This is a genomic window from Streptomyces lothianensis (assembly GCF_047779955.1).
GTDB lineage: Bacteria > Actinomycetota > Actinomycetes > Streptomycetales > Streptomycetaceae > Streptomyces.
The window spans coordinates 65,056-85,275 of record NZ_JBLMKT010000023.1; the positions used below are offsets into that span (position 1 = coordinate 65,056).

15 protein-coding genes are annotated in these 20,220 nt (G+C 70.4%); 6 read left to right on the plus strand and 9 right to left on the minus strand.

Translation table 11 applies throughout. The annotated features are described in order from the left end of the window. Window positions 1-25: 25 nt before the first annotated feature. A complete protein-coding gene (locus ACLF6P_RS06285) occupies window positions 26-1,390 on the minus strand; it encodes a glutamine synthetase family protein (protein ID WP_415948722.1) in 1,365 nt (454 codons plus the stop codon). A gap of 78 nt (window positions 1,391-1,468) precedes the next feature. On the opposite strand from ACLF6P_RS06285, the gene ACLF6P_RS06290 reads away from it, so the two are divergent. The 3 genes from ACLF6P_RS06290 (at window position 1,469) to ACLF6P_RS06300 (ending at window position 4,664) form a co-directional block, all read left to right on the plus strand. After that, window positions 1,469-2,194: a FadR/GntR family transcriptional regulator gene (locus ACLF6P_RS06290; RefSeq protein ID WP_415948723.1), complete on the plus strand. Its 726-nt coding sequence runs from the start codon at window positions 1,469-1,471 to the stop codon at window positions 2,192-2,194. Between the two features lie 219 nt (window positions 2,195-2,413). After that, window positions 2,414-3,868, plus strand: a complete 1,455-nt coding sequence (gene eat / locus ACLF6P_RS06295) for an ethanolamine permease (RefSeq protein ID WP_415948724.1) — start codon at window positions 2,414-2,416, stop codon at window positions 3,866-3,868. A 58-nt stretch (window positions 3,869-3,926) separates the two neighbouring features. Next, window positions 3,927-4,664 carry a gamma-glutamyl-gamma-aminobutyrate hydrolase family protein gene (locus ACLF6P_RS06300; protein ID WP_415948725.1) on the plus strand — a complete coding sequence of 246 codons (738 nt, stop codon included), beginning with the start codon at window positions 3,927-3,929 and terminating at the stop codon, window positions 4,662-4,664. 31 nt (window positions 4,665-4,695) lie between these two features. Here the strand turns inward: ACLF6P_RS06300 and ACLF6P_RS06305 are convergent, their stop codons facing one another. The 4 genes from ACLF6P_RS06305 to ACLF6P_RS06320 form a co-directional block, all read right to left on the minus strand. Beyond that, window positions 4,696-5,613: a LysR family transcriptional regulator gene (locus ACLF6P_RS06305; RefSeq protein ID WP_415948727.1), complete on the minus strand. Its 918-nt coding sequence runs from the start codon at window positions 5,611-5,613 to the stop codon at window positions 4,696-4,698. 164 nt (window positions 5,614-5,777) lie between these two features. Next, entirely contained in the window at window positions 5,778-6,323 is a 546-nt protein-coding gene (locus ACLF6P_RS06310; protein ID WP_415948729.1) for a helix-turn-helix domain-containing protein, read from the minus strand. Window positions 6,324-6,542: 219 nt separating this feature from the next. Continuing rightward, window positions 6,543-9,167, minus strand: a complete 2,625-nt coding sequence (locus ACLF6P_RS06315) for an ABC transporter permease/substrate binding protein (protein ID WP_415948730.1) — start codon at window positions 9,165-9,167, stop codon at window positions 6,543-6,545. Continuing rightward, window positions 9,160-10,281, minus strand: coding sequence for a quaternary amine ABC transporter ATP-binding protein (locus ACLF6P_RS06320; RefSeq protein WP_415948731.1), 1,122 nt, complete (start codon window positions 10,279-10,281; stop codon window positions 9,160-9,162). Before ACLF6P_RS06320 ends, ACLF6P_RS06315 begins: the two co-directional genes overlap by 8 nt. A 251-nt stretch (window positions 10,282-10,532) precedes the next feature. Between ACLF6P_RS06320 and ACLF6P_RS06325 the strand changes: the two genes are divergently transcribed. From ACLF6P_RS06325 to ACLF6P_RS06335, 3 genes are all read left to right on the plus strand, one after another. After that, window positions 10,533-11,474 (plus strand): 5'-3' exonuclease, encoded by a 942-nt coding sequence (locus tag ACLF6P_RS06325; protein ID WP_415948926.1) that lies wholly within the window; start codon window positions 10,533-10,535, stop codon window positions 11,472-11,474. A 133-nt stretch (window positions 11,475-11,607) separates the two neighbouring features. Then, window positions 11,608-12,447 carry a siderophore-interacting protein gene (locus ACLF6P_RS06330; RefSeq protein ID WP_415948732.1) on the plus strand — a complete coding sequence of 280 codons (840 nt, stop codon included), beginning with the start codon at window positions 11,608-11,610 and terminating at the stop codon, window positions 12,445-12,447. Window positions 12,448-12,799: 352 nt separating this feature from the next. Next, entirely contained in the window at window positions 12,800-13,825 is a 1,026-nt protein-coding gene (locus ACLF6P_RS06335) for a pseudouridine synthase (protein WP_415948734.1), read from the plus strand. A gap of 3 nt (window positions 13,826-13,828) precedes the next feature. Here the strand turns inward: ACLF6P_RS06335 and ACLF6P_RS06340 are convergent, their stop codons facing one another. From ACLF6P_RS06340 to tatC, 4 genes are all read right to left on the minus strand, one after another. Beyond that, window positions 13,829-15,214: a cytochrome P450 gene (locus ACLF6P_RS06340; protein WP_415948735.1), complete on the minus strand. Its 1,386-nt coding sequence runs from the start codon at window positions 15,212-15,214 to the stop codon at window positions 13,829-13,831. 272 nt (window positions 15,215-15,486) lie between these two features. Continuing rightward, window positions 15,487-18,291 (minus strand): DEAD/DEAH box helicase, encoded by a 2,805-nt coding sequence (locus tag ACLF6P_RS06345; RefSeq protein ID WP_415948736.1) that lies wholly within the window; start codon window positions 18,289-18,291, stop codon window positions 15,487-15,489. Between the two features lie 65 nt (window positions 18,292-18,356). Next, window positions 18,357-19,247 (minus strand): diacylglycerol kinase, encoded by an 891-nt coding sequence (locus ACLF6P_RS06350; protein ID WP_415948737.1) that lies wholly within the window; start codon window positions 19,245-19,247, stop codon window positions 18,357-18,359. A 17-nt stretch (window positions 19,248-19,264) separates the two neighbouring features. After that, window positions 19,265-20,200 carry a twin-arginine translocase subunit TatC gene (gene tatC, locus ACLF6P_RS06355; protein WP_415948739.1) on the minus strand — a complete coding sequence of 312 codons (936 nt, stop codon included), beginning with the start codon at window positions 20,198-20,200 and terminating at the stop codon, window positions 19,265-19,267. Window positions 20,201-20,220: the final 20 nt, after the last annotated feature.

Sequence of the window (20,220 nt, forward strand, 5' to 3'; positions counted from 1 at the left end):
AAGGTCGCGGGTGGACGTGGGCGGCTCAGTGCCGTTCGAAGGAACGGCGCAGCTCCCAGTCGGTGACGGCGGCGTCGAAGGCGGCGAGTTCGACGCGCGCCATGTTGGCGTAGTGCGCGACGACCTCCGGGCCGAAGGCTGCCTTGGCGAGCGCGCTGTTCTCCCACAGCTCGGCCGCCTCGCGCAGGGTCGTCGGCACATGCTCGTAGTCGCCGGTGTAGGCGTTTCCGGGGCAGGCCTCGGGGAGTTCGAGGCGCTGCTCGATGCCGTGCAGACCGGCGGCGACCATGCCGGCGACGGCGAGGTGGGGGTTGACGTCGCCGCCGGGGAGGCGGTTCTCGAAGCGGGTGGAGCGCCCGTGGCCGACCACGCGCAGCGCGCAGGTGCGGTTGTCGTGGCCCCAGGCGACGGCGGTCGGCGCGAAGGAGCCCGGCTGGAAACGCTTGTACGAGTTGATGTTGGGCGCGTAGAGCAGCGAGAACTCGCGCAGCGCGGCCAGTTGTCCGGCCAGGAAGTGCCGCATGAGATCGGACATGCCGTCGCCGCCGGGCCCGGCCATGGCGTTGGTGTCTTCGGCGTCGGTGAGCGAGAGGTGGATGTGGCAGGAGTTGCCCTCGCGCTCGTTGTACTTGGCCATGAAGGTGAGCGCCATGCCCTCCTGCGCGGCGATCTCCTTGGCGCCCGTCTTGTAGACGGCGTGCTGGTCGCAGGTGACGAGGGCCTCGTCGTAGCGGAAGGCGATCTCGTGCTGGCCGGGGTTGCATTCGCCCTTGGCGGATTCGACGGTCAGGCCCGCACCGCTCATCTCGTTGCGGATGCGGCGCAGGAGCGGTTCGATGCGGCCGGTGCCGAGCACCGAGTAGTCGATGTTGTACTGGTTGGCCGGGATCAGATCGCGGTAGTCGCGGTCCCAGGCCTCCTCGTAGGTGTCCCGGAAGACGATGAACTCCAGCTCGGTGCCCACCTGTGCGGTGTGTCCGAGGCAGGCGAGGCGCTCCAGCTGGTGGCGGAGGATCTGCCGGGGCGCGGCGGCGACCGGTCCGCCGTCGTTCCAGGCGAGGTCGGCGATGAGCAGCGCGGTGCCCTCGTTCCACGGCAGGCGGCGCAGGGTGCTCGTATCGGGGTGCATCGCGAAGTCGCCGTAGCCGCGGTCCCAGCTCGACATGGCGTATCCGTCGACGGTGTTCATCTCGGTGTCGACCGCGAGCAGATAGTTGCAGCCCTCGGTGCCGTGCTCCAGGACCTCGTCGAGGAAGAAGCCGGCGGCGAACCGCTTTCCCTGCAGGCGGCCCTGCATATCGGGGAAGGCCAGGACTACGGTGTCGATCTCGCCGCTCGCGACGAGGGCACGCAGTTCCTCGACGCCGAGCGGGGCGGTGCGGTCTGCCACGGGGACTCCATCCTTGGGCGTTCCGGGGTGCCTTAAGGTATTGCTTCAGACCATTCATTGGGAAGGGGGAAACGGCCGATGGGGACAGCCGAACGGATGGACCGGCTCGCGCGCGTCCTGCGCCCGGTGCGCGCCGGCAACGGCTTCGAGGAGGCGCTGGAGCAGATCCTCCAGGTCATCCGCCTGGAGCTGGCCGCACCCGGCGAACGGCTGCCCGCCGAGCGGGAACTGGCCGAGTCCCTCGGGATCAGCAGGGTGACGCTGCGCGAGGTGCTGCGCGTCCTGCAGGACGAGGGCCTGGTGGAGAGCCGACGCGGGCGCTACGGCGGCAGCTTCGTCCTGCCGCGCCCGGACGCCACCGGCGAGGAGGAACTGCGCCGACGCCTCGCGGACGTGGACGTGGAGGACGTGCTGCGCTTCCGCGAGGTCCTGGAGACCGGGGCGGCGGAGCTGTGTGCGGGCCGGCCGCTGACCCAGCAGCACAAGCAGCAGCTGCGCTCGGCGCTCACCGCCACGCATGACGCCCCGCTCGGCGACTACCGCCGCCGCGACACCCTGCTGCACCTCACCCTGGCCGAGCTGTCCGGCTCCCCCTCGCTGACCGCGCACTACGCGGCCGTACGGGCGCAGGTCAACGACCTGCTCGACTGCATCCCGCTGCTCGTACGGAACCTGGAGCATTCGCAGGCGCAGCACACGGCGCTCGTCCGGGCCGTGCTCGACGGAGATCCGGAGCGGGCGCGGGCCGCGATGCGCGAGCACTGCGCGGGGACGGCGGCGCTCTTGCGCGGGTTCCTCGCGTAGGCACGCATCCTCGCCGCAGGAACGCATCCTCGCGTAGGCACGCGTCCTCCCGCAGGCACCGCCCGAGTCCGCCCGCGGGAGCGCGCATGGCTCCCGTGTTCACCGGAAAGTAACGCAGGGGTCTTGCGCTCCGCGCACACCCACCGCAATGGTATGCACTCGCTCCATTGAGCCACCTGACATCTCCGAAGCCACCGGCCCTGAGCGGGGAGCCCTGCGATGACCCAAGCACGCACCGAGAGCGGCACCACCCCACCACCCGAGCACGGCGACGACTACCTGAAGCGCCGCGCCCTGCGGCGCGGCAGCGCGGGCTGGCTGCTGCTCACCGGCCTCGGCGTGGCCTACGTCGTCTCGGGAGACTTCTCGGGCTGGAACTTCGGCCTCGCCGAGGGCGGCTTCGGCGGCCTCGCGATCGCCATGGTCCTGATGGGCCTGATGTACGTCTGCATGGTCTTCTCGCTCGCCGAACTCTCCGCCATCCTGCCCACCGCGGGCGGCGGCTACGGCTTCGCCCGACGGGCGCTCGGCCCCTGGGGCGGCTTCCTCACCGGCACGGCGATCCTCATCGAGTACGTTCTCGCGCCCGCCGCGATCTCCATCTTCATCGGGGACTACGTCGAATCGCTCGGCCTGTTCGGTCTGGAGTCCGGCTGGCCGGTGTACCTCGCCTGCTTCGTCATCTTCATCGGCATCCACCTGTGGGGCGTGGGCGAGGCGCTGCGCTTCAGCTTCGTCGTCACGGGCATCGCGGTTACCGCCCTGCTGATCTTCGCGATCGGCGCGTTCACCGAGTTCGACGCCTCCGGGCTCAACGACATCGCGGTGGACACCGAGGCCTTCGGCGCCAGCTCCTGGCTGCCCTTCGGCCTCCTCGGCATCTGGGCCGCGTTCCCGTTCGGCATGTGGTTCTTCCTCGGTGTCGAGGGCGTGCCGCTGGCCGCCGAGGAGACCCGCGAGCCCGCCCGTACGCTGCCGAAGGCGATCCGCTGGTCCATGGCGATCCTCGTCGTCCTCGCCCTGCTCACCTTCTTCGCCGCGGCCGGCGCGCGCGGCTCGGCGGCCATCCAGGAAGCGGGCAACCCGCTGGTCGAGGCGTTGCAGCCGGACGGGGAACCCACCACGCTCAGCCGCATCATCAACTACGCAGGGCTCGCGGGCCTCGTGGCCTCCTTCTTCTCCCTGATCTACGCCGGCTCCCGTCAGCTCTTCGCGCTCTCCCGGGCCGGATATCTGCCGCGTTTCCTCTCCCTCACCAGCGGCCGCAAGGCGCCCTACCTGGGGCTGCTCGTGCCCGGCGCGATCGGCTTCGCGCTGGCCGCGAGCACCGGGGACGGCGCACGCATGCTGAACATCGCGGTCTTCGGCGCCACCATCTCGTACGCCCTGATGTCGCTCTCGCACATCGTGCTGCGCCGCCGCGAACCGGGCCTCGACCGCCCCTACCGCACCCCGGGCGGCACCTGGACCTCGGGCACCGCACTGACGCTCGCGCTCTCCGCACTCGTCGCCACGTTCCTGGTCGATGTGACCGCGGCCTTCATCGCGCTGCTCGTGTACGTGGTGGCCATCGCGTACTTCGGGATCCACAGCCGGCACCACCTGGTGGCGCAGGCACCGGAGGAGGAGTTCGCGGCGCTGGCCGAGGCGGAGGCCGAGCTGCAGCGGGAGTAGCGGCAGAGTGGAGCGTGACGGGTCGGGGTTCGCAACTTGCGAGGCTGGAGGGTGACGGGTGAACAGGCCACTGGTCGGGGTCAGTACGTATCTGGAGTCGGGTGCCCGCTGGGGTGTCTGGGAGCTGGACGCGGCTCTGCTGCCCGCCGGCTATCCGCGCCTCGTCCAGGAGGCGGGCGGACTCGCGGCGATGCTGCCGCCGGACGATCCGGCGCGGGCGGCCGCCGTGGTCGCCCGCCTCGACGGGGTGGTGATCGCCGGCGGTCCCGACGTGGAGCCCGTACGGTACGGCGCCGAGGCGGACCCGAGGACGGGCCCGCCCGCACGCCGACGCGACGCGTGGGAACTGTCCCTGATCGAGGCAGCACTGGCCACCCGCACGCCGCTGCTCGGCATCTGCCGCGGGATGCAGCTGCTGAACGTGGCGCTGGGCGGCACCCTCGTACAGCATCTGGACGGCCACACGGGTCCGGTCGGGGTCTTCGCCGCGCACGCGGTCAAAACCGTCCCCGACACCCTCCTCGCCTCCCTCGTCCCGGACGAGGACACGGTCCCCACCTACCATCACCAGGCGGTGGACCACCTGGGCCGCGGCCTGATCCCCTCCGCCCACGCGGAGGACGGCACGGTGGAGGCCGTGGAACTGCCCGGACCGGGATGGGTGCTGGGCGTGCAGTGGCATCCGGAGATGGGTACGGATCTGCGGGTGATGCGGGGGTTGGTGGAGGCGGCATCCACGGTCAGTCCCTCCGGCAGCTCCAGCCCCTCCGGCAGCTCCAGCTCCTCCGGCACTTGAGGAGATCCGAACGAAGTTCGGATGCCGCAGGTCAGCCCACCCGCGTCAGCGACAACAGGTCGCGCGCGGGCCCGACCGGCCGATGCCCGGTGCGCCACACGGCACGCAGGGCACGGTCCAGCGAAACCCCCGCCACCGGAACCCGTACCAGCCGCCGCGCCGCCAGCTCCTCCCCCACTGCCAGCTCACTGAGCACCGAAGGCCCCGCGCCGCTCACCGCCGCCGCCTTCACCGCCGTGGTGGAGGCGAGTTCGAGCAGCGGCTCGGCGAGCCCGCCGAGCGCCGCATCGAGCACCTGCCGGGTTCCCGACCCCCGTTCCCGCAGGATCAGCGGCGTACGGGCCAGCTCCTCCGGATCGAGCGGCGCCCGCCGCTTCGCCCAGCGGTGCGTGGGCGCGGCGACCACGACGAGATGGTCCCGGGCGATCACCACACCCGTCAGGCCGGACGGCACGCTCAGCCCCTCCATGAACCCGAGGTCGACCTCGTCCGCGAGCAGCCGCTCGGCCACGAACTGTGAGTTCCCTGCGAGCAGTTGTACGGCCGTCTCGGGGCGCTGGTGGCGCAGCGCGATCAGCCAGCCCGGCAGCAGATACTCGGCGATCGTCATGCTGGCCGCGATCCGCAGCCGCCGGTCGCGCCGTACCCGCAGCGCCTGCGCCCCCGCGTCGAAGGCCTCCGCGGCCTCCACGATCCGCCGCGCCCAGTCGGTGACCAACGCCCCGGCGTCGGTGAGCCGGGAACCGCGCGGCGAGCGGTCGACGAGGGCGACCCCGAGCTGCCGCTCCATGGCCCGCACCCGGCTGCTCGCCGCGGGCTGGGTGATGCCGAGCTCCCGGGCCGCACGGCCGAGGCTGCCGAGCCTGGCGATCGCGAGCAGCAGCTGAAGCGCCCCGAGGTCGGGAACGCGGTCGCTGAGGCGGGGCACCGGGGGCGGGGTGGTACTCATCGTCCCAGGTTATGCGGGTGCGACGGGCGATCCGCTCAGGGCGGGCAGCACGCGACGCACTCGGCTCGCTCACCAGGCGACCACTCGACTCGCGGACCAGGCGACCACTCGGCGCGGGCACCAGGCGCCCCGCTCCTCACGCGAAGCAAGGGGCGATAGGCCATTCACTCGTGCTCGGCCTTGATGTGCTCCGCCACCGCGATCATCAGGACCCGGGTCTCGGGGACGGCCGCCCGCCAGCGGTGCGGCACTCCCCCGGACAGGAACATCGTGTCGCCGCGGGCGAGCCGGTAGGCGCGCCCGTCGGCCTCGACCTCGATGGCGCCTTCGGCCACGTACATCAACTCGTCGTTGCGGTGCCGGAATTCGCGGCCCGAGTCATGATCGCCGATGTACTCGCGGGCGTGCAGCTGGTGCTTGCCGGGTACGAGGGCTCGGATGTCCGTGCCCTCCCCGGCGGGCGCCGCGCGCACGACCTCGACGACGCGTTCCGCATCGGCGGCGGAGAGGAGCTCGACAGCGGTGGTGCCGAGGGCGTCGGCCACGCGTTCGAGGGAGGCCCTGCTGGGCCGGGCCCGCTCGTTCTCGATCTGGCTGAGGAACGGCACCGAGAGGCCGCTGCGCGCGGAGACCGCGGCCAGCGTGAGACCGAGCGCCCTGCGGCGCCGCCGGATGGCCGAGCCGACCCGTCCGGAGAACTTGTCGTCCATGCCGGCCCCCCATCGCTTCGCGTGCGGTCAGATCACTGTTCCCAGCACCCTACGCAAGGCCGGGCTTTCGTGCCCCGTCAATGCATCTGCTGGTACTTCAAGCATCCCGCACAAGCGCGCAGAAGGCGTGCCCCGGGCGGCCCCCACCCCGCAGGACGCCGACGGGCGGCGGGCACCCCGGGGCTCGGCCCCGGGGTGCCCGCCGCCCGGACGGTGCCGTCACTTCACCGGAGCGAACTCGTCGAGGAGCTCCGGGTGGGCGTCCAGCCAGCGCCGGGCCGAGGCCTTCTGGTCCTCCGGATCGCCGTTCTGGATCTCGACCTCCAGGGAGGCCAGCTGCTCCTCGGTCATGTGGAAGTCCTTCAGCCAGCCGCTGAGCTCCGGGAACTCCTCGGTGAAGTCCTTCTTGCCGACGATGTGGATCTGCTCGCCCTTACCCCAGGCCTGCTTCGGGTCCTTGAGCTTCTTCAGGTCGTACTTGCCGTACGCCCAGTGCGGCGACCACAGCGTCACCACGACCGGCTCCTTCTTCTTGATCGAGCGGTCCAGCTCGGCCAGCATCGACGCGGTCGACGAGGAGACGACCTCGTACTCGCCCTCCAGGCCGTACTCCTTCAGGACCTTCTCGTCCAGGGTCTTCATCATCCCGGCACTCGCCTCGATACCGATGATCTTCCCCTTGAACTTCTTGCCCTGCCCCCTCAGATCATCGAGCGAGTCGATGCCCTTCACATACGAGGGCACGGACAGCTCGAGGGAGGTCGGGCCGTACCAGGAACCCAGGTCCGTGAGCTTGTCCGAGTACTGGTCGACGTAGTGCTTGTGCGTCGTCGGCAGCCACGAGTCGAACTGGACATCCATCTGCCCCTGCGCGAGCGCGGTGTAGAGCGGACCGGGGTCGAGCTGCTTGTTCGTGGTCCTGTAGCCGCGGTCCTCCAGGATGTTCTGCCAGAGGTACGTGGAGGCGATGGCCTCGTCCCAGGGGAAGTAGCCCAGGTCCACCGTCTTGCCGGCGTCCCTGCCCTGCTTCTTGGCGCTGCCGCCGGGGACGGGGGCGAGCTTGTCGGCCAGGCCCGGGTTCTTCCCCAGCCAGGTCTTCACGGCCTGCTGCTCGTTGTTCTCGCCTGCGGACTTGATCTCGTTCTCCAGACCGGTGAGCTGCTCCTCGGTGAGCTCGAAGTCCTTCAGCCACTTGGCGACCACCGGCTCCTTCGACGAGAAGCCCTTGTGCGCGACGGCGTGGATCTGCTCGCCCTCGCCCCAGGCGGTCTTCGGGTCCTTGAGCTTCTTCAGGTCGTACTTGCCGTACGCCCAGTGCGGCGACCACAGCGTCACCACGACCGGTTCCTTCTTCTTGATGGCCCGGTCGAGCTCCGCCAGCATCGACGAGGTCGACGAGGAGACGACCTCGTACTCGCCCTCCAGGCCGTACTCCTTCAGGACCTTCTCGTCCAGGGTCTTCATCATCCCGGCACTCGCCTCGATACCGATGATCTTCCCCTTGAACTTCTTGCCCTGCCCCCTCAGATCATCGAGCGAGTCGATGCCCTTCACATACGAGGGAACGGACAGCTCGAGGGAGGTCGGGCCGTACCAGGAGCCAAGGTCTTCGAGGTGCTCGGCGTTTTTGTCCCAGTAGTCCTTGTGCGTGGTGGGCAGCCAGGCGTCGGTCTGGAAGTCGATGTCGCCGCGGGCGACGCCGGAGTAGAGCGGGCCGGGGTCGAGCTGCTTGATGTCCGTCTCGAAGCCGCGCTGCTCCAGGAGCTCCTTCCACAGGTACGTGGAGGCGATGCCCTCGTCCCAGGGGATGTAGCCCAGGTTGATCTTCCGGCCCTCGCCGATGCCGGTGGCGGCGGCCTTCGGGGCTTCGTCCTTGTCGGAACCCGCGAGGTTCATGCCGCCGGCGATCAGCGCGAGCACGACCACACCGACGGTGGCGACGGCGGTGCCCGGCTTGTAGTGCGCGAACCGCAGACGGCCCGCGGCGGCCGCGGCCTTGGCGGCGGCGCGGCGGCCGAGCGGCGAGACCCGCTGGTTGAGGGCGCCGGTCATGCGGTCCAGGTACATGGCCAGGATGACCACGGCGACACCGGACTCGGCGGCGAGGCCGACCTGGAGCTGGGTGATCGCGGCGTACACCTTCTCGCCAAGACCGCCCGCGCCCGCCATACCGCCGATGACGACCATCGACAGGGCGAGCATGATGACCTGGTTGACTCCGGCCATGATCGTCGGCAGTGCGAGCGGCAGCTGCACCCGGGTGAGGGTGTGCCTGGGGCTGGTGCCGAAGGCCTCGGCGGCCTCGACCAGCTCGCCGTCGACCTGCCGGATGCCCAGCTCGGTCATGCGTACGCCGGGCGGCATCGCGAAGACGATGGTGGCGATGACGCCGGGGGTGACGCCGACGCCGAAGAACATCACGCCGGGGATCAGGTACACGAACGCCGGCATGGTCTGCATGACGTCGAGCACCGGGCGGATCGCGCCGCTGACGCGCTTGTTCCTGGCGGCCCAGACGCCGAGCGGCACGGCGAGTACGACGGTGATCACCGCGGCGACGATCACCAGCGACAGCGTGGCCATCGCGTCGTCCCACAGGCCGAGGGAATCGATCAGGGCAAAGCCCGCGAAGGCCAGGACGCCGGGCAGCAGACCGCGCAGCCAGCAGGCGATCACGGCGAAGATGCCGGCGACGAGCAGCGGTTCGCCACCGCCGAGCACGGTGTCGACGCCGTCGTACATGCCTTCGAGGACGCTGTTGATGAAGTCGAAGAGCCAGGCGAGGTGGGTCTGCAGCCAGGAGACCGCGTCCTCCACCCAGGAGCCGAATTCGAGCCTAGGCACCGGCCTTCACCGCCTTGTCGGTCGCGCGCGGGCCGGGCACGGCGTCCTGCACCTCCGCGCTCGCGGGGTCGCCTGCCGTCACGGTGTCGAGACTGGCCTCGTCGGCGAGCGCCGAGAGGACCTTCTCGCGGGCGACGACACCGATGAGGTCACCGTCCTCGTCGGTGACGGGGATCTCGGTGGTGCCCTCGGCGAGCGTGGCGAACAGCTCGGCGACCGGGGTCTCGGCACGGAAGGAGTCCTCGCCCGCGTCGAACTCGGTGCCCGCGGCGGCCTTCTCCATGATCGAACCGGCGGTGAGCACCCGGCTGCGGTCGACGTCCTCGACGAAACGGCGCACGTAGTCGTTGGCCGGACGGACCAGGATGTCCTCTCCGGTGCCGGTCTGCACGATGCGGCCGTCCCGCATGACGGCGATCTGGTCGCCCAGGCGCATGGCCTCGTTGAGGTCGTGGGTGATGAAGACGATGGTCTTCTTCAGGGTCTTCTGCAGTTCGAGCAGCTGGTCCTGCATATCGCGGCGGATCAGCGGGTCGAGTGCGCTGAAGGACTCGTCCATGAGCAGCAGGTCGGCATCGGTGGCGAGCGCCCGGGCCAGGCCCACGCGCTGCTGCATACCGCCGGAGAGCTCGTCCGGCCAGGACTTCTCCCAGCCCTTCAGACCGCACAGGTCGAGGGCCTCGGTGGCGCGCCCGAGGCGCTCGTCCTTGGCGACGCCCTGCACTTCGAGGCCGTATGCGGCGTTCTCGAGGACGCTGCGGTGCGGGAAGAGCGCGAAGTGCTGGAAGACCATGCTGATCTTCCTGGAGCGGACCTCGCGGAGCTTCCTCCGGTCGATGTGGGTGATGTCCTCGCCGTCGAACAGGACGCGTCCGGAGGTGGGCTCGAGGAGTCCGTTGAGCATCCGCAGGAGCGTGGACTTGCCGGAGCCGGAGAGGCCCATGACGACGAAGATCTGCCCCGGCTCCACGGTGAACGAGGCGTCGATCACCGCTGCCGTGGTGCCTTCGGCACGCAGTTCCTCGCGGTCGGCGCCTGCTTCGAGTCTGCCGACCGCATCATCGGGCCTTCTGCCGAACACCTTGTACAGGTGCTCCGCCTGGAGCCTGGACATAAAACCTCATCTGTCGTGCGTCTGACGGCCCACCTCCCCCGCCGGCGGGCCGTGGAGCCGGACGGAATCTTCCCGCCGACCGGCCGGAAGTAGTTGTATCCGGCACGAGTCTGCTCCGCGTTCGCGTGTGCCCCGCCACCCCGAGACCAAACGGAAAGTGATCCGGTTCACATTTTGTTGATGTATGGCGGTTATGGGCCAAGGGGTCGCACTTGCCCGGTGCGCGGCCGCTGTCGGTGGGGTGCGGCATGATGCGGGATGTGACGGAAACCCGACGGCTCATGCTTCTCGACACCGCCTCCCTCTACTTCCGCGCCTACTTCGGCGTACCCGAGTCGATGAAGGCCCCGGACGGCACACCGGTCAATGCCGTGCGCGGGCTGATCGACTTCATCGACCGCCTGGTCAGGGACCACCGGCCGGACGATCTGGTCGCCTGCTGGGACGACGACTGGCGCCCGCAGTGGCGGGTCGACCTGATCCCCTCGTACAAGGCGCACCGGGTCGCACAGGAGACGGAGACCGGACCGGACGAGGAGGAGATCCCCGACACCCTCTCCCCGCAGGTCCCGGTCATCATCGACGTCCTGGAAGCGCTCGGCATCGCCCGCGTCGGCGCGCCCGGCTACGAGGCCGATGACATCATCGGCACCCTGACGGCACGCGCCCGCGGCCCGGTCGACATCGTGACGGGCGACCGCGACCTCTACCAGCTGGTCGACGACAAGCGCGGCATCCGGGTCCTTTATCCGATCAAGGGCGTGGGGAACCTGCAGGTCACCGACGAGGCCTGGCTGCGCGAGAAGTACGCGATCGACAGCGGCGGCCCCGGCTACGCCGATCTGGCACTGCTGCGCGGCGATCCGAGCGACGGGCTGCCGGGCGTTCCCGGCATCGGCGAGAAGACGGCGGCGAAGCTGCTGGCCGCATACGGGGACCTGGCCGGCATCATGGCCGCCGTCGACGACCCGCGCTCCAAGCTGACGCCCTCGCAGCGCAGGAAGCTGGACGAGTCCCGGCCGTATGTGGCGGTCGCCCCGAAGGTGATCCGGGTGGCGACGGACGCACCGGTCCCGGACATCACCCCCGCCCTGCCGAGCGAGCCGCGCGATCCCGCCGCGCTCGACGACCTCGCGGAGCGCTGGGGCATCGGCACTCCGCTCAAGCGGCTGGTGACGACGCTGGCGGGCTGAGCCGCCACAGACGCCCACGCACCAGGCGGTCCGCCACCACGGAGGGTCTCGCGTGTCGCGAGGCCCTCTCCTCTTTTCCGATCACCGGTGTTAACTTAGGCAGACCTAAGTCGGCTAACCAGGGGAGGCAGCCGTGGCGGAACGTCCGGCGCGCAAAGCACCGCAGACCCACCTCGGCGAGGTGATCCACAGCGAGCGGCTCACCCCGCACATGCAGCGCGTGGTGCTGGGCGGTGAGGGTCTGGCCCGCTTCGAGGCCGGGGAGTTCACCGACCACTACATCAAGCTGCTCTTCACGCCCGAGGGTGTGGACTATCCCGAGCCCTTCGACATCCAGGCGATCCGCGCCGAGCGGCCCCGCGACGAGTGGCCGGTCACCCGCACCTACACGGTGCGCGCCTGGGATCCGCGGCGCCGCGAGCTGACCGTCGACTTCGTGATCCACGGCGACCAGGGCCTGGCGGGCCCCTGGGCCCGCGACGCCCGCCCCGGCGACACGATCCGCTTCCTCGGGCCGGGCGGGGCCTACGCCCCCTCGGCAAGCGCCGACTGGCACCTCCTGGCCGGCGACGAGAGCGCCCTGCCCGCCATCGCGGCGGCTCTGGAACAACTGCCCGCAGACGCCAAGGCGGTCGTCTACGTGGAGATCGAGGACGCCTCCGAGGAACAGAAAACCGCGGGCCACATCACCTATCTGCACCGCGACGGCCGCCCGGTCGGCACGGCCCTGATCGAGGCCGTGCGAGCTCTCGACTTCCCCGAGGGCGAGGTGCAGGCCTTCGTCCACGGCGAGGCGGGCTTCGTCAAGGAGCTCCGCCGCCACTTGCGGATCGACCGCGGCGTACCGCGCGAACAGCTGTCGATCTCGGGCTACTGGCGCCTCGGGCACAACGAGGACGGCTGGCAGGCCTCGAAGCGCGACTGGAACGCTGCGGTGGAGGCGGAGCAGGAGACGCCCGCACCGGCCGCCTGACCCTGCCCCCAGGCCCACACGGACCCACCGCCCCCGCCCCACACCAGCCGCCCGCCCGGGCGCCCGCTCTGGCGCCCGCCCCCACAGCCGCACCCCATCGGCCTCGCCGGTGGGGTGCCTTCGTGTGCGCCGCGCGTGGGTCCCGTGACGCGGCCCCCAGGCCTGGGTCATCCTCTTCGTGCTCCTGAGCCTGTCCGGCTACATGGGCTCGAAGACGGGAGGATCCCGCGGCCCGACCGCGAAGTCGTCCGACGGATTCGGCCCCCGTCGGGCGCCTTCGCTCATTCGCCCGCACCACCCCGCACCGCCCGGCCCGGTCGGTCGGTCGGCGACCTCGTAGGCTGGACGCACCATGACTCGCAGGTCACGCGCTCCGCGCTCCCCCCTCCCCCAGCGCGACGGCATCGACGCCGTGCGGCTGCGGCTGCCCGCCGACGGGACCTGGGCCACCGTGCGCGACCACCTCGTCGAGCGGCTCGCCCCGGGGGCCGAGGTGATCGACAACATGCTGGCCGAAGGCGCGTTCGTCACCACCGACGGGCCGCTGCGGCCCGATGCCCCCTATCTGGGCGGCCAGTTGATCTGGTTCCATCGCGAGCAGGCGCCGGAGCACCCCGTCCCCTTGCCGATCGACGTCCTGTACCGGGACGACCACCTGGTCGTCGTGGACAAACCCCATTTCCTCGCCACCACTCCCCGCGGCTCGCACATCACCCAGACCGCGCTCGCGCGCCTGAGGACCGAGCTCGCGCTGCCCGACCTCAGCGCCGCGCACCGCCTCGACCGGTTGACCGCCGGGGTGGTGATGTTCGTGGTGCGGCCCGAGGAACGCGGGCGGTATCAGTCGCTGTTCGCCGACAAGGCGGTCCGCAAGGAGTACGAGGCGGTGGCACCGTACGATGCGGGGGTCGAGCTGCCTCGTACGGTGCGCAGCCGGATCGAGAAGCTGCGCGGTGTGCTCGCGGCGAGCGAGGTGCCGGGCGAGCCCAATGCGAAGACCCGGATCGAGCTGCTGAGCCACCGCCCGGCGCCCACCGGTACCGGCACCCCACTCGGCCACTACCGACTGCTCCCCCGCACCGGGCGCACCCACCAGCTGCGCGTGCACATGAACGCGCTCGGTCTCCCCCTGCTCGGCGACCCCGTCTACCCCGAGGTGCTCGGCCGGTCCACAGCCGATGACTTCTCCCGCCCTCTGCAGTTGCTCGCCAGGTCCCTGGAGTTCACCGATCCGGTGACCGGCCGGGCGCACCGCTTCACCAGCCGCCGCACCCTGCAGGCCTGGGACGACCACCAGGCATGGGCGGACGCAAGCCCCCGCTCCGGCTCCGGCTCCGGCTCCGGCTCCGGCTCCGGCTCCGGCTCCGGCTCCGAGTGAGGCCTACTCCTCCGACGCTCTCCGCCCCCGCACCACGGCCGTGACCTCCCGGTCCGGCTGCAGCGTCAGCGTCGGCACCGGGCGTATCTCCTCCTGGTCCACCAGGAGTTCGAAGCGCCGGGCGATCACCGCCAGGATCAGCACCGCCTCCACCATGGCGAACCGCGCCCCGAGACACACCCGCGGTCCGCCACCGAAGGGGAACCAGGCGTCCTCGGGTATCTCCTCGGCCTCCACGCCGCTCCAGCGCTCGGGCCGGAACGCCTCCGCGTCCTTGTACCAGCGCGGATCCCGGTGCGTGGCCCACTGGCTGGTCCATACGCGGGTGCCCTTGGGCATGGACCGCCCGCCGATCGATGCACCTTCCCTGGCGAGGCCCGTGAGCAGCCAGATCGTGGGGTAGAGCCGCAGGGTCTCCTTCACCACGGCCTGCGTGTACGCGAGCTCGGCGTAGTCCTCGAAGCCCGGGTCGCGCCCGCCCAGGACCCGGTCGAGCTCCTCGCCCAGCGCGGCCCTCGCCCGCGGATTGCGGGCGAGGAGGTACCAGGCCCAGACGAGGGTCGAGCTGGTGGTCTCATGGCCGCCTATGTAGAGGGTGACGGCCTCGTCCCGGATCTCGGCGTCCGTGAGGCGCGTCCCGGTCTCGTCGCGCGCGGTGAGCAGCCGGCTCACGAGGTCGGGCCGCTCGTCGGGGGCATCGCGGTGCGCGTCGACGATCCGGTTCACCTCCGCGTCGATCACGCCGGCCGCCCTCCTGATGCGGGCGCGCCCCGGCGTCGGCACCCAGTCCGGCAACACCGCGCCCAGGCCGCTGAACTCCGCACCGATCTCCTTGAGCGCCACGTCCATGGCCTCGCCGATCACCTCGGAGTCGGACTCCGTGTCCACGCCGAAGATCGTGGACACGGCGATGCGGCGGGTCAGCCGTGCCATCTCCCGCTTGATGTCGATCCGTTGACCGTCCGACCAGGTCCCGGCCGCGTCGATGGCGCAGGAGGCCATCGTCCCCGCGTACGACCTGACCTGCTTGGGCCGCACGGACGGCTGTACGAGGGAGCGCTTGCGCCGCCAGTCCTTGCCCTTGGCGACCGTGACTCCGTTGCCGAGGACGGTACGGAAGGCGATGCCCAGGTCGGGCTGGTCGAAGCTGCCCTCGACCTCCCGCAGCAGTTCGCCTATGTGCGCCGGGTCGGAGAGGTACACGCAGGAGGTGCGGCCGAACCTCCAGTCCACCATGGTGCCCCGGTCGCGCAGCAGCTCGAAGAAGGCGAGGGGGTCCTTGCCGAATTGCGGCAGATTACCGAGCAGCGGCACGCCGCGCGGTCCCGGCACCGACTCAGGCCGGTTCTGCGGCTGTGCACCGACGGCGGCTGTGGGCTCCGCGGTCATGGTCGAACTCCCCTCCCCGGTGGCGCAGTTCTTCGACCGCGCCGCTGTCGGACCATGAAATCGGATGCCTCGGACACACCGCCACCCCTGTGGACAACCCTCAGGGATCATGGACCCGCGTTCGTACGACCAATGCACCCCGACCACCGCTCACCCGGCCCTACACCTGTGGAAAAGCCGGTGCGCCGCCCCCGGCAGGGAACGGCGCACCAGCCACGTCCGACAAGTCCACCCGCCTACAGCGGTCCGCCGGTCTCCCGGCAGAAAGTCGCTCAGCCCACCGACGAGTAGGCCACCACCCCACGCAGCAGCGCGTCCACGGCCTTGCGTGCGTTCTTCGCCACCGTGCTGTTCTCCCGCGGCGCGGCCGCCGCGATCTGGCCGAGCACATCGATGACCTGCTTGCACCAGCGCACGAAGTCACCGGCCGGCATGTCCGCCTCGCGCAGCACCTCGTCGAGGCTCTTGTCCGAGGCCCACATGTACGCGGCCCAGGCGAAGCCCAGATCGGGCTCGCGCTGCCCGACGCCCTCGGTCTGGTTGATGCGGAAGTCCTCTTCCAGGGCGTCGAGGCGCCCCCAGATCCGCACCATGTCGCCGAGCGCCGCCTTCGCCTTGCCCGAGGGCAGCTTGGGCGCGAGGGCGTCGTCGCTCTGCCTTGCCTCGTAGACCAGGGCGGAGACGCACGCGGCGAGTTCGGCCGGGTTGAGGCCTTCCCAGACCCGCTCGCGCAGGCATTCCGAGGCCAGCAGATCCAGCTCCCCGTACAGCCGCGCGAGGCGCTTGCCGTGCTCGGTGACCTCGTCCCCGCGCAGGTAGTCAAGCTCGGTGAGCAGGGCCACGATGCGGTCGAAGGTGCGGGCGATCGTGTTCGTACGCCCCTCGATGCGCCGTTCCAGCTGCTTGGTGTCGCGCAGCAGGCGGTGGTAGCGCTCGGCCCAGCGGGCGTGGTCCTCGCGCTCGTCGCAGCCGTGGCACGGGTGGGCGCGCAGTTCGGTGCGCAGCCGGCTGATCTCGCGGTCGTCGGCCGCCGGTGCGCGGCCGCGCCGGTGCTTCTCGGGCCGGATGTGCCCGGCCTTGGTGCGCAGCGCGGAGGCGAGATCGCGGCGGGACTGCGGCGAGCGTGCGTTGAACGACTTGGGGATCCGCATCCGGTCGAGCGCCTCGACGGGCACCGGGAAGTCGATCGACGCGAGCCGCTTGACCTGCCGTTCGGCGGTGAGCACGAGCGGGCGCGGCCCGTCGTGTGCTTCGAAGCCGCGGTGTCCGTTGGAGCGCCCCGCGGACAGCCCCGGGTCGAGGACGAGCGCGAGCCCCGCGAACTTGCCGGTCGGCACATGGATCACATCGCCCGGCCTGAGCTTCTCCAGGGCCACGGCGGCCTCGGCGCGGCGCTGCACGGCGCCCTGCTTCGCCAGCTCGTTCTCCCGGTCCTTGAGTTCGCGGCGCAGCCGCGCGTACTCCTCGAAGTCGCCGAGGTGGCAGGTCATCGACTCCTTGTAGCCGTCGAGCCCCTCCTCGTTGCGCTGCACCTGGCGCGAGATCCCGACCACCGACCTGTCCGCCTGGAACTGTGCGAACGAGGTCTCGAGCAGCTCGCGCGAGCGGTGTCGTCCGAACTGGTGGGTGAGGTTGACCGCCATGTTGTACGAGGGCCGGAAGCTGGAGCGCAGCGGATACGTGCGGGTGCCGGCCAGGCCGGCGAGCGCCTCCGGGTTCATTCCGCGCTGCCACAGCACCACGGCGTGGCCCTCGATGTCGATGCCGCGCCGTCCCGCACGCCCCGTGAGCTGTGTGTATTCGCCGGGGGTGATGTCGGCGTGCTGTTCGCCGTTCCACTTGACGAGCTTCTCCAGGACCACCGAGCGCGCGGGCATGTTGATGCCGAGCGCGAGGGTCTCGGTGGCGAAGACGGCCTTCACCAAGCCGCGGACGAAGAGCTCCTCGACGACCTCCTTGAAGGTCGGCAGCATGCCCGCGTGGTGCGCGGCGATGCCCCGCTCCAGGGCTTCCAGCCACTCGAAGTAGCCGAGCACATGCAGGTCTTCGTCGGGGATCGACGCGGTGCGCTCCTCGACGATCTCGCGCACCTTCAGGCGCGCGGCCTCGTCGTTGAGCCTGAGGCCCGCGTACAGGCACTGCTGTACGGCCGCCTCGCAGGCCGCGCGGCTGAAGATGAAGGTGATCGCGGGCAGCAGCCCCTCGGAGTCGAGCCGGTCGATCACCTCGGGCCGCGAGGGCACCCAGATCCGCGAGCGCTGCCTGCGCTCCCGCTCCCGGTCGGCCTCCCGCCCGCGCCGCCGGTCCCTGCCGTGCGAGGGCCTTGACGCCTCCAGGCGTGCCATCCGTACGAGGTCGGGGTTGACCTGGCGTTTCTTGGCGGAGGACTCCTCCTCGAACAGGTCGTACATCCGGCGTCCGGCCAGGACGTGCTGGAACAGCGGCACGGGCCGGTGCTCGGAGACGATCACGTCGGTGTCGCCCCGTACGGTGTCGAGCCAGTCGCCGAACTCCTCCGCGTTCGACACGGTGGCCGAGAGCGAGACGAGGGTGACCGATTCGGGAAGGTGGATGATCACTTCTTCCCATACGGCGCCGCGGAAGCGGTCGGAGAGGTAGTGCACCTCGTCCATGACCACATACCCGAGGCCGAGCAGCGACTGCGAGCCCGAGTACAGCATGTTGCGCAGCACCTCGGTGGTCATCACGACCACCGGCGCCTCGGAGTTGACGCTGTTGTCCCCGGTGAGCAGGCCGACCTTGTCCGCGCCGTAGCGCTTCACGAGGTCCGCGTACTTCTGGTTGGACAGCGCCTTGATGGGCGTGGTGTAGAAGCACTTCTTGCCCTGTCCGAGGGCGAGATGCACGGCGAATTCACCGACGATCGTCTTGCCGGAGCCCGTCGGGGCGGCGACAAGGACGCCCTTGCCCGCCTCGAGGGACTTGCAGGCCTCGATCTGGAAGGGGTCGAGACCGAATTCGTACATCTCGCGGAAGGAGGCGAGTGCGGTGGCCTGCTCGGCAGCGCGCACTCGCGCTGCCGCGTAACGCTCGGCCGGTGAGAGATCGTCTGTCATCTTGTCTTCGAGCCTACCCGCAGGCACCGACAGACTCGCGATCTTTGTTGACCCGGCAACGAGCTTTACGCAGTGAGAACCCTGACCGCTCCCGGCACGCATTCGGCGGTCAGCGGCAGCGGCCCGAGCGGCTCCCCGTCCGCGTAGCCGGTGATGCCCGCCGCCTCGATACCGATCTTCGCGGCGCGGTGCACGGTGACCTTCGGGTGGTCGACGTGTGTGCCCCGGTAGACCCGCGGAAAGACCCTGAGCAGGGTCGCGCGCGAGCAGTCGCCGACGACGGTGATGTCGAAGACCCCGTCGTCGAGCGCGGCGGCGGGACAGATCCGCATACCGCCGCCGTACGAGGATCCGTTGCCGACGGCGATCAGGGTGGCGTCGACCTGCTGGACGGGTCCGTCGTCCAGGCGTATCCGGAACGGGAAGGGCTTGAACGAGGCCAGCTCCGCCACCATGGCGAGGTCGTATTTGAAGCGTCCGGAGGGCCAACGCATCCGGTTCCCGCGGTCGTTGACCCGCGAGTCGAAGCCGGAGGCGAGCACGGTGCCGAAGTAGCGCCCGCCGATCCGGCCGAGGTCGACGGCGCGCTCGGTGGCGCCCTTGAGCGCCCGCGCGGCGAGCAGGGCTGCGGCCTCCGGCTCGCGGACCGGCAGGCCGAGGGACCGGGCGAAGTCGTTGCCGGTGCCGACGGCGACGATCCCGAGCGGGACGCCGGTTCCGGCCACGGCCTGCAGCGCCAGGTTGATCATGCCGTCGCCTCCGACGGCGACCAGCGCGCCCGTACCGCCGTGCACGGCTTCCTTCGCGCGCCTGAGCGCGTCGTCGGCGTTCTCGCCGACGACCGTGCGGACGAGGAAACCCGAGTCCCGGAACGCGCGAGCGGCCGGCTGCGCCGCGTGGGCGCCCCGGCCGCGTCCCGCGGTGGGGTTGACGAAGAGAGTGATCTCGCTGGTCACGGGCCGGACACTACCGGTCAGGTGACGTCGTCGTAACCGTTCATCCGACGATCTCCGTCGCCGCTCGCCTGCTCGGGGAGGGCCTTCGCGCCGGCGACGGCCTCGACCTCGCCGATGTCACCTGGGGTGAGATCCAGTTCGGAGGCCTCGTCGTCGCCCAGTTCGGGGCCCCGGGCACGGCCCCGGCGCCTGTCGTTGAACAGGGAGAAGGCCACGGCCGCGAAGTAGAGCAGTGTCATCGGCGCCGCGAGGGCGATCATGGACACCGGGTCGGTCGGCGTCACCAGCGCCGCGAACACGGCGATGATCATCACCATGAAGCGCCACCAGCCCAGCATGCGCTGCCCGCTGAGCACCCCGCCGATGTTCAGCAGGGCCAGCACGATCGGCAGCTGGAAGGCAAGACCGAAGGCGAGCGTCAGCTTGACCGAGATGTCGATCATGTCGTCGACGGTGATGTAGTTCACCGAGCCGTCGATGCTGAAGTTCAGCAGGGTCTTCACGGCGAAGGGCAGGATCCAGTGTGCCAGGAAGGCACCGAGAAGAAAGAGCGGTGTGCCGATGCCCACCACGCTGAGCGCGTACTTCTTCTCGTTCCTGTGCAGGCCTGGCGCGATGAACGCCCAGAGCTGGTAGAGCCATACCGGCGCCGCCACGACCACGGCCGCCATGAGCGACACCTTCATATACGTCGTGAACGGCGAGGTGAGTCCCACCTGGGACAGCACGGCACAGCGGCCTGCCTGCGCGGCGGCTTCCGTCTCGTCGACGCAGGTCGGCACCGGGGCGCTGATGAACTCCGCGATGTCCTTCGCGAAGAACAGTCCAAGGATTGTCAGCGGCACGATGGCGAGCAGCGCCTTGACCAGCCGGTTGCGCAGTTCGCGCAGGTGCTCCACCAAGGGCATCCGCCCCTCTGGATCCCTGGGCTTCTTGCGGGCGGACTTGAGCAACCCACGTCCTCGTCTCGGGG

Excerpts from the sequence above, each read along its gene's own strand:
- ACLF6P_RS06290 (WP_415948723.1), top strand. The coding sequence starts at position 1,469 with ATGGGGACAGCCGAACGGATGGACCGGCTCGCGCGCGTCCTGCGCCCG.
- eat (WP_415948724.1), top strand. The coding sequence starts at position 2,414 with ATGACCCAAGCACGCACCGAGAGCGGCACCACCCCACCACCCGAGCAC.
- ACLF6P_RS06305 (WP_415948727.1), bottom strand. The coding sequence starts at position 5,613 with ATGAGTACCACCCCGCCCCCGGTGCCCCGCCTCAGCGACCGCGTTCCC.
- ACLF6P_RS06310 (WP_415948729.1), bottom strand. The coding sequence starts at position 6,323 with ATGGACGACAAGTTCTCCGGACGGGTCGGCTCGGCCATCCGGCGGCGC.
- ACLF6P_RS06320 (WP_415948731.1), bottom strand. The coding sequence starts at position 10,281 with ATGTCCAGGCTCCAGGCGGAGCACCTGTACAAGGTGTTCGGCAGAAGG.
- ACLF6P_RS06325 (WP_415948926.1), top strand. The coding sequence starts at position 10,533 with ATGCGGGATGTGACGGAAACCCGACGGCTCATGCTTCTCGACACCGCC.
- ACLF6P_RS06335 (WP_415948734.1), top strand. The coding sequence starts at position 12,800 with ATGACTCGCAGGTCACGCGCTCCGCGCTCCCCCCTCCCCCAGCGCGAC.
- ACLF6P_RS06340 (WP_415948735.1), bottom strand. The coding sequence starts at position 15,214 with ATGACCGCGGAGCCCACAGCCGCCGTCGGTGCACAGCCGCAGAACCGG.
- ACLF6P_RS06345 (WP_415948736.1), bottom strand. The coding sequence starts at position 18,291 with ATGACAGACGATCTCTCACCGGCCGAGCGTTACGCGGCAGCGCGAGTG.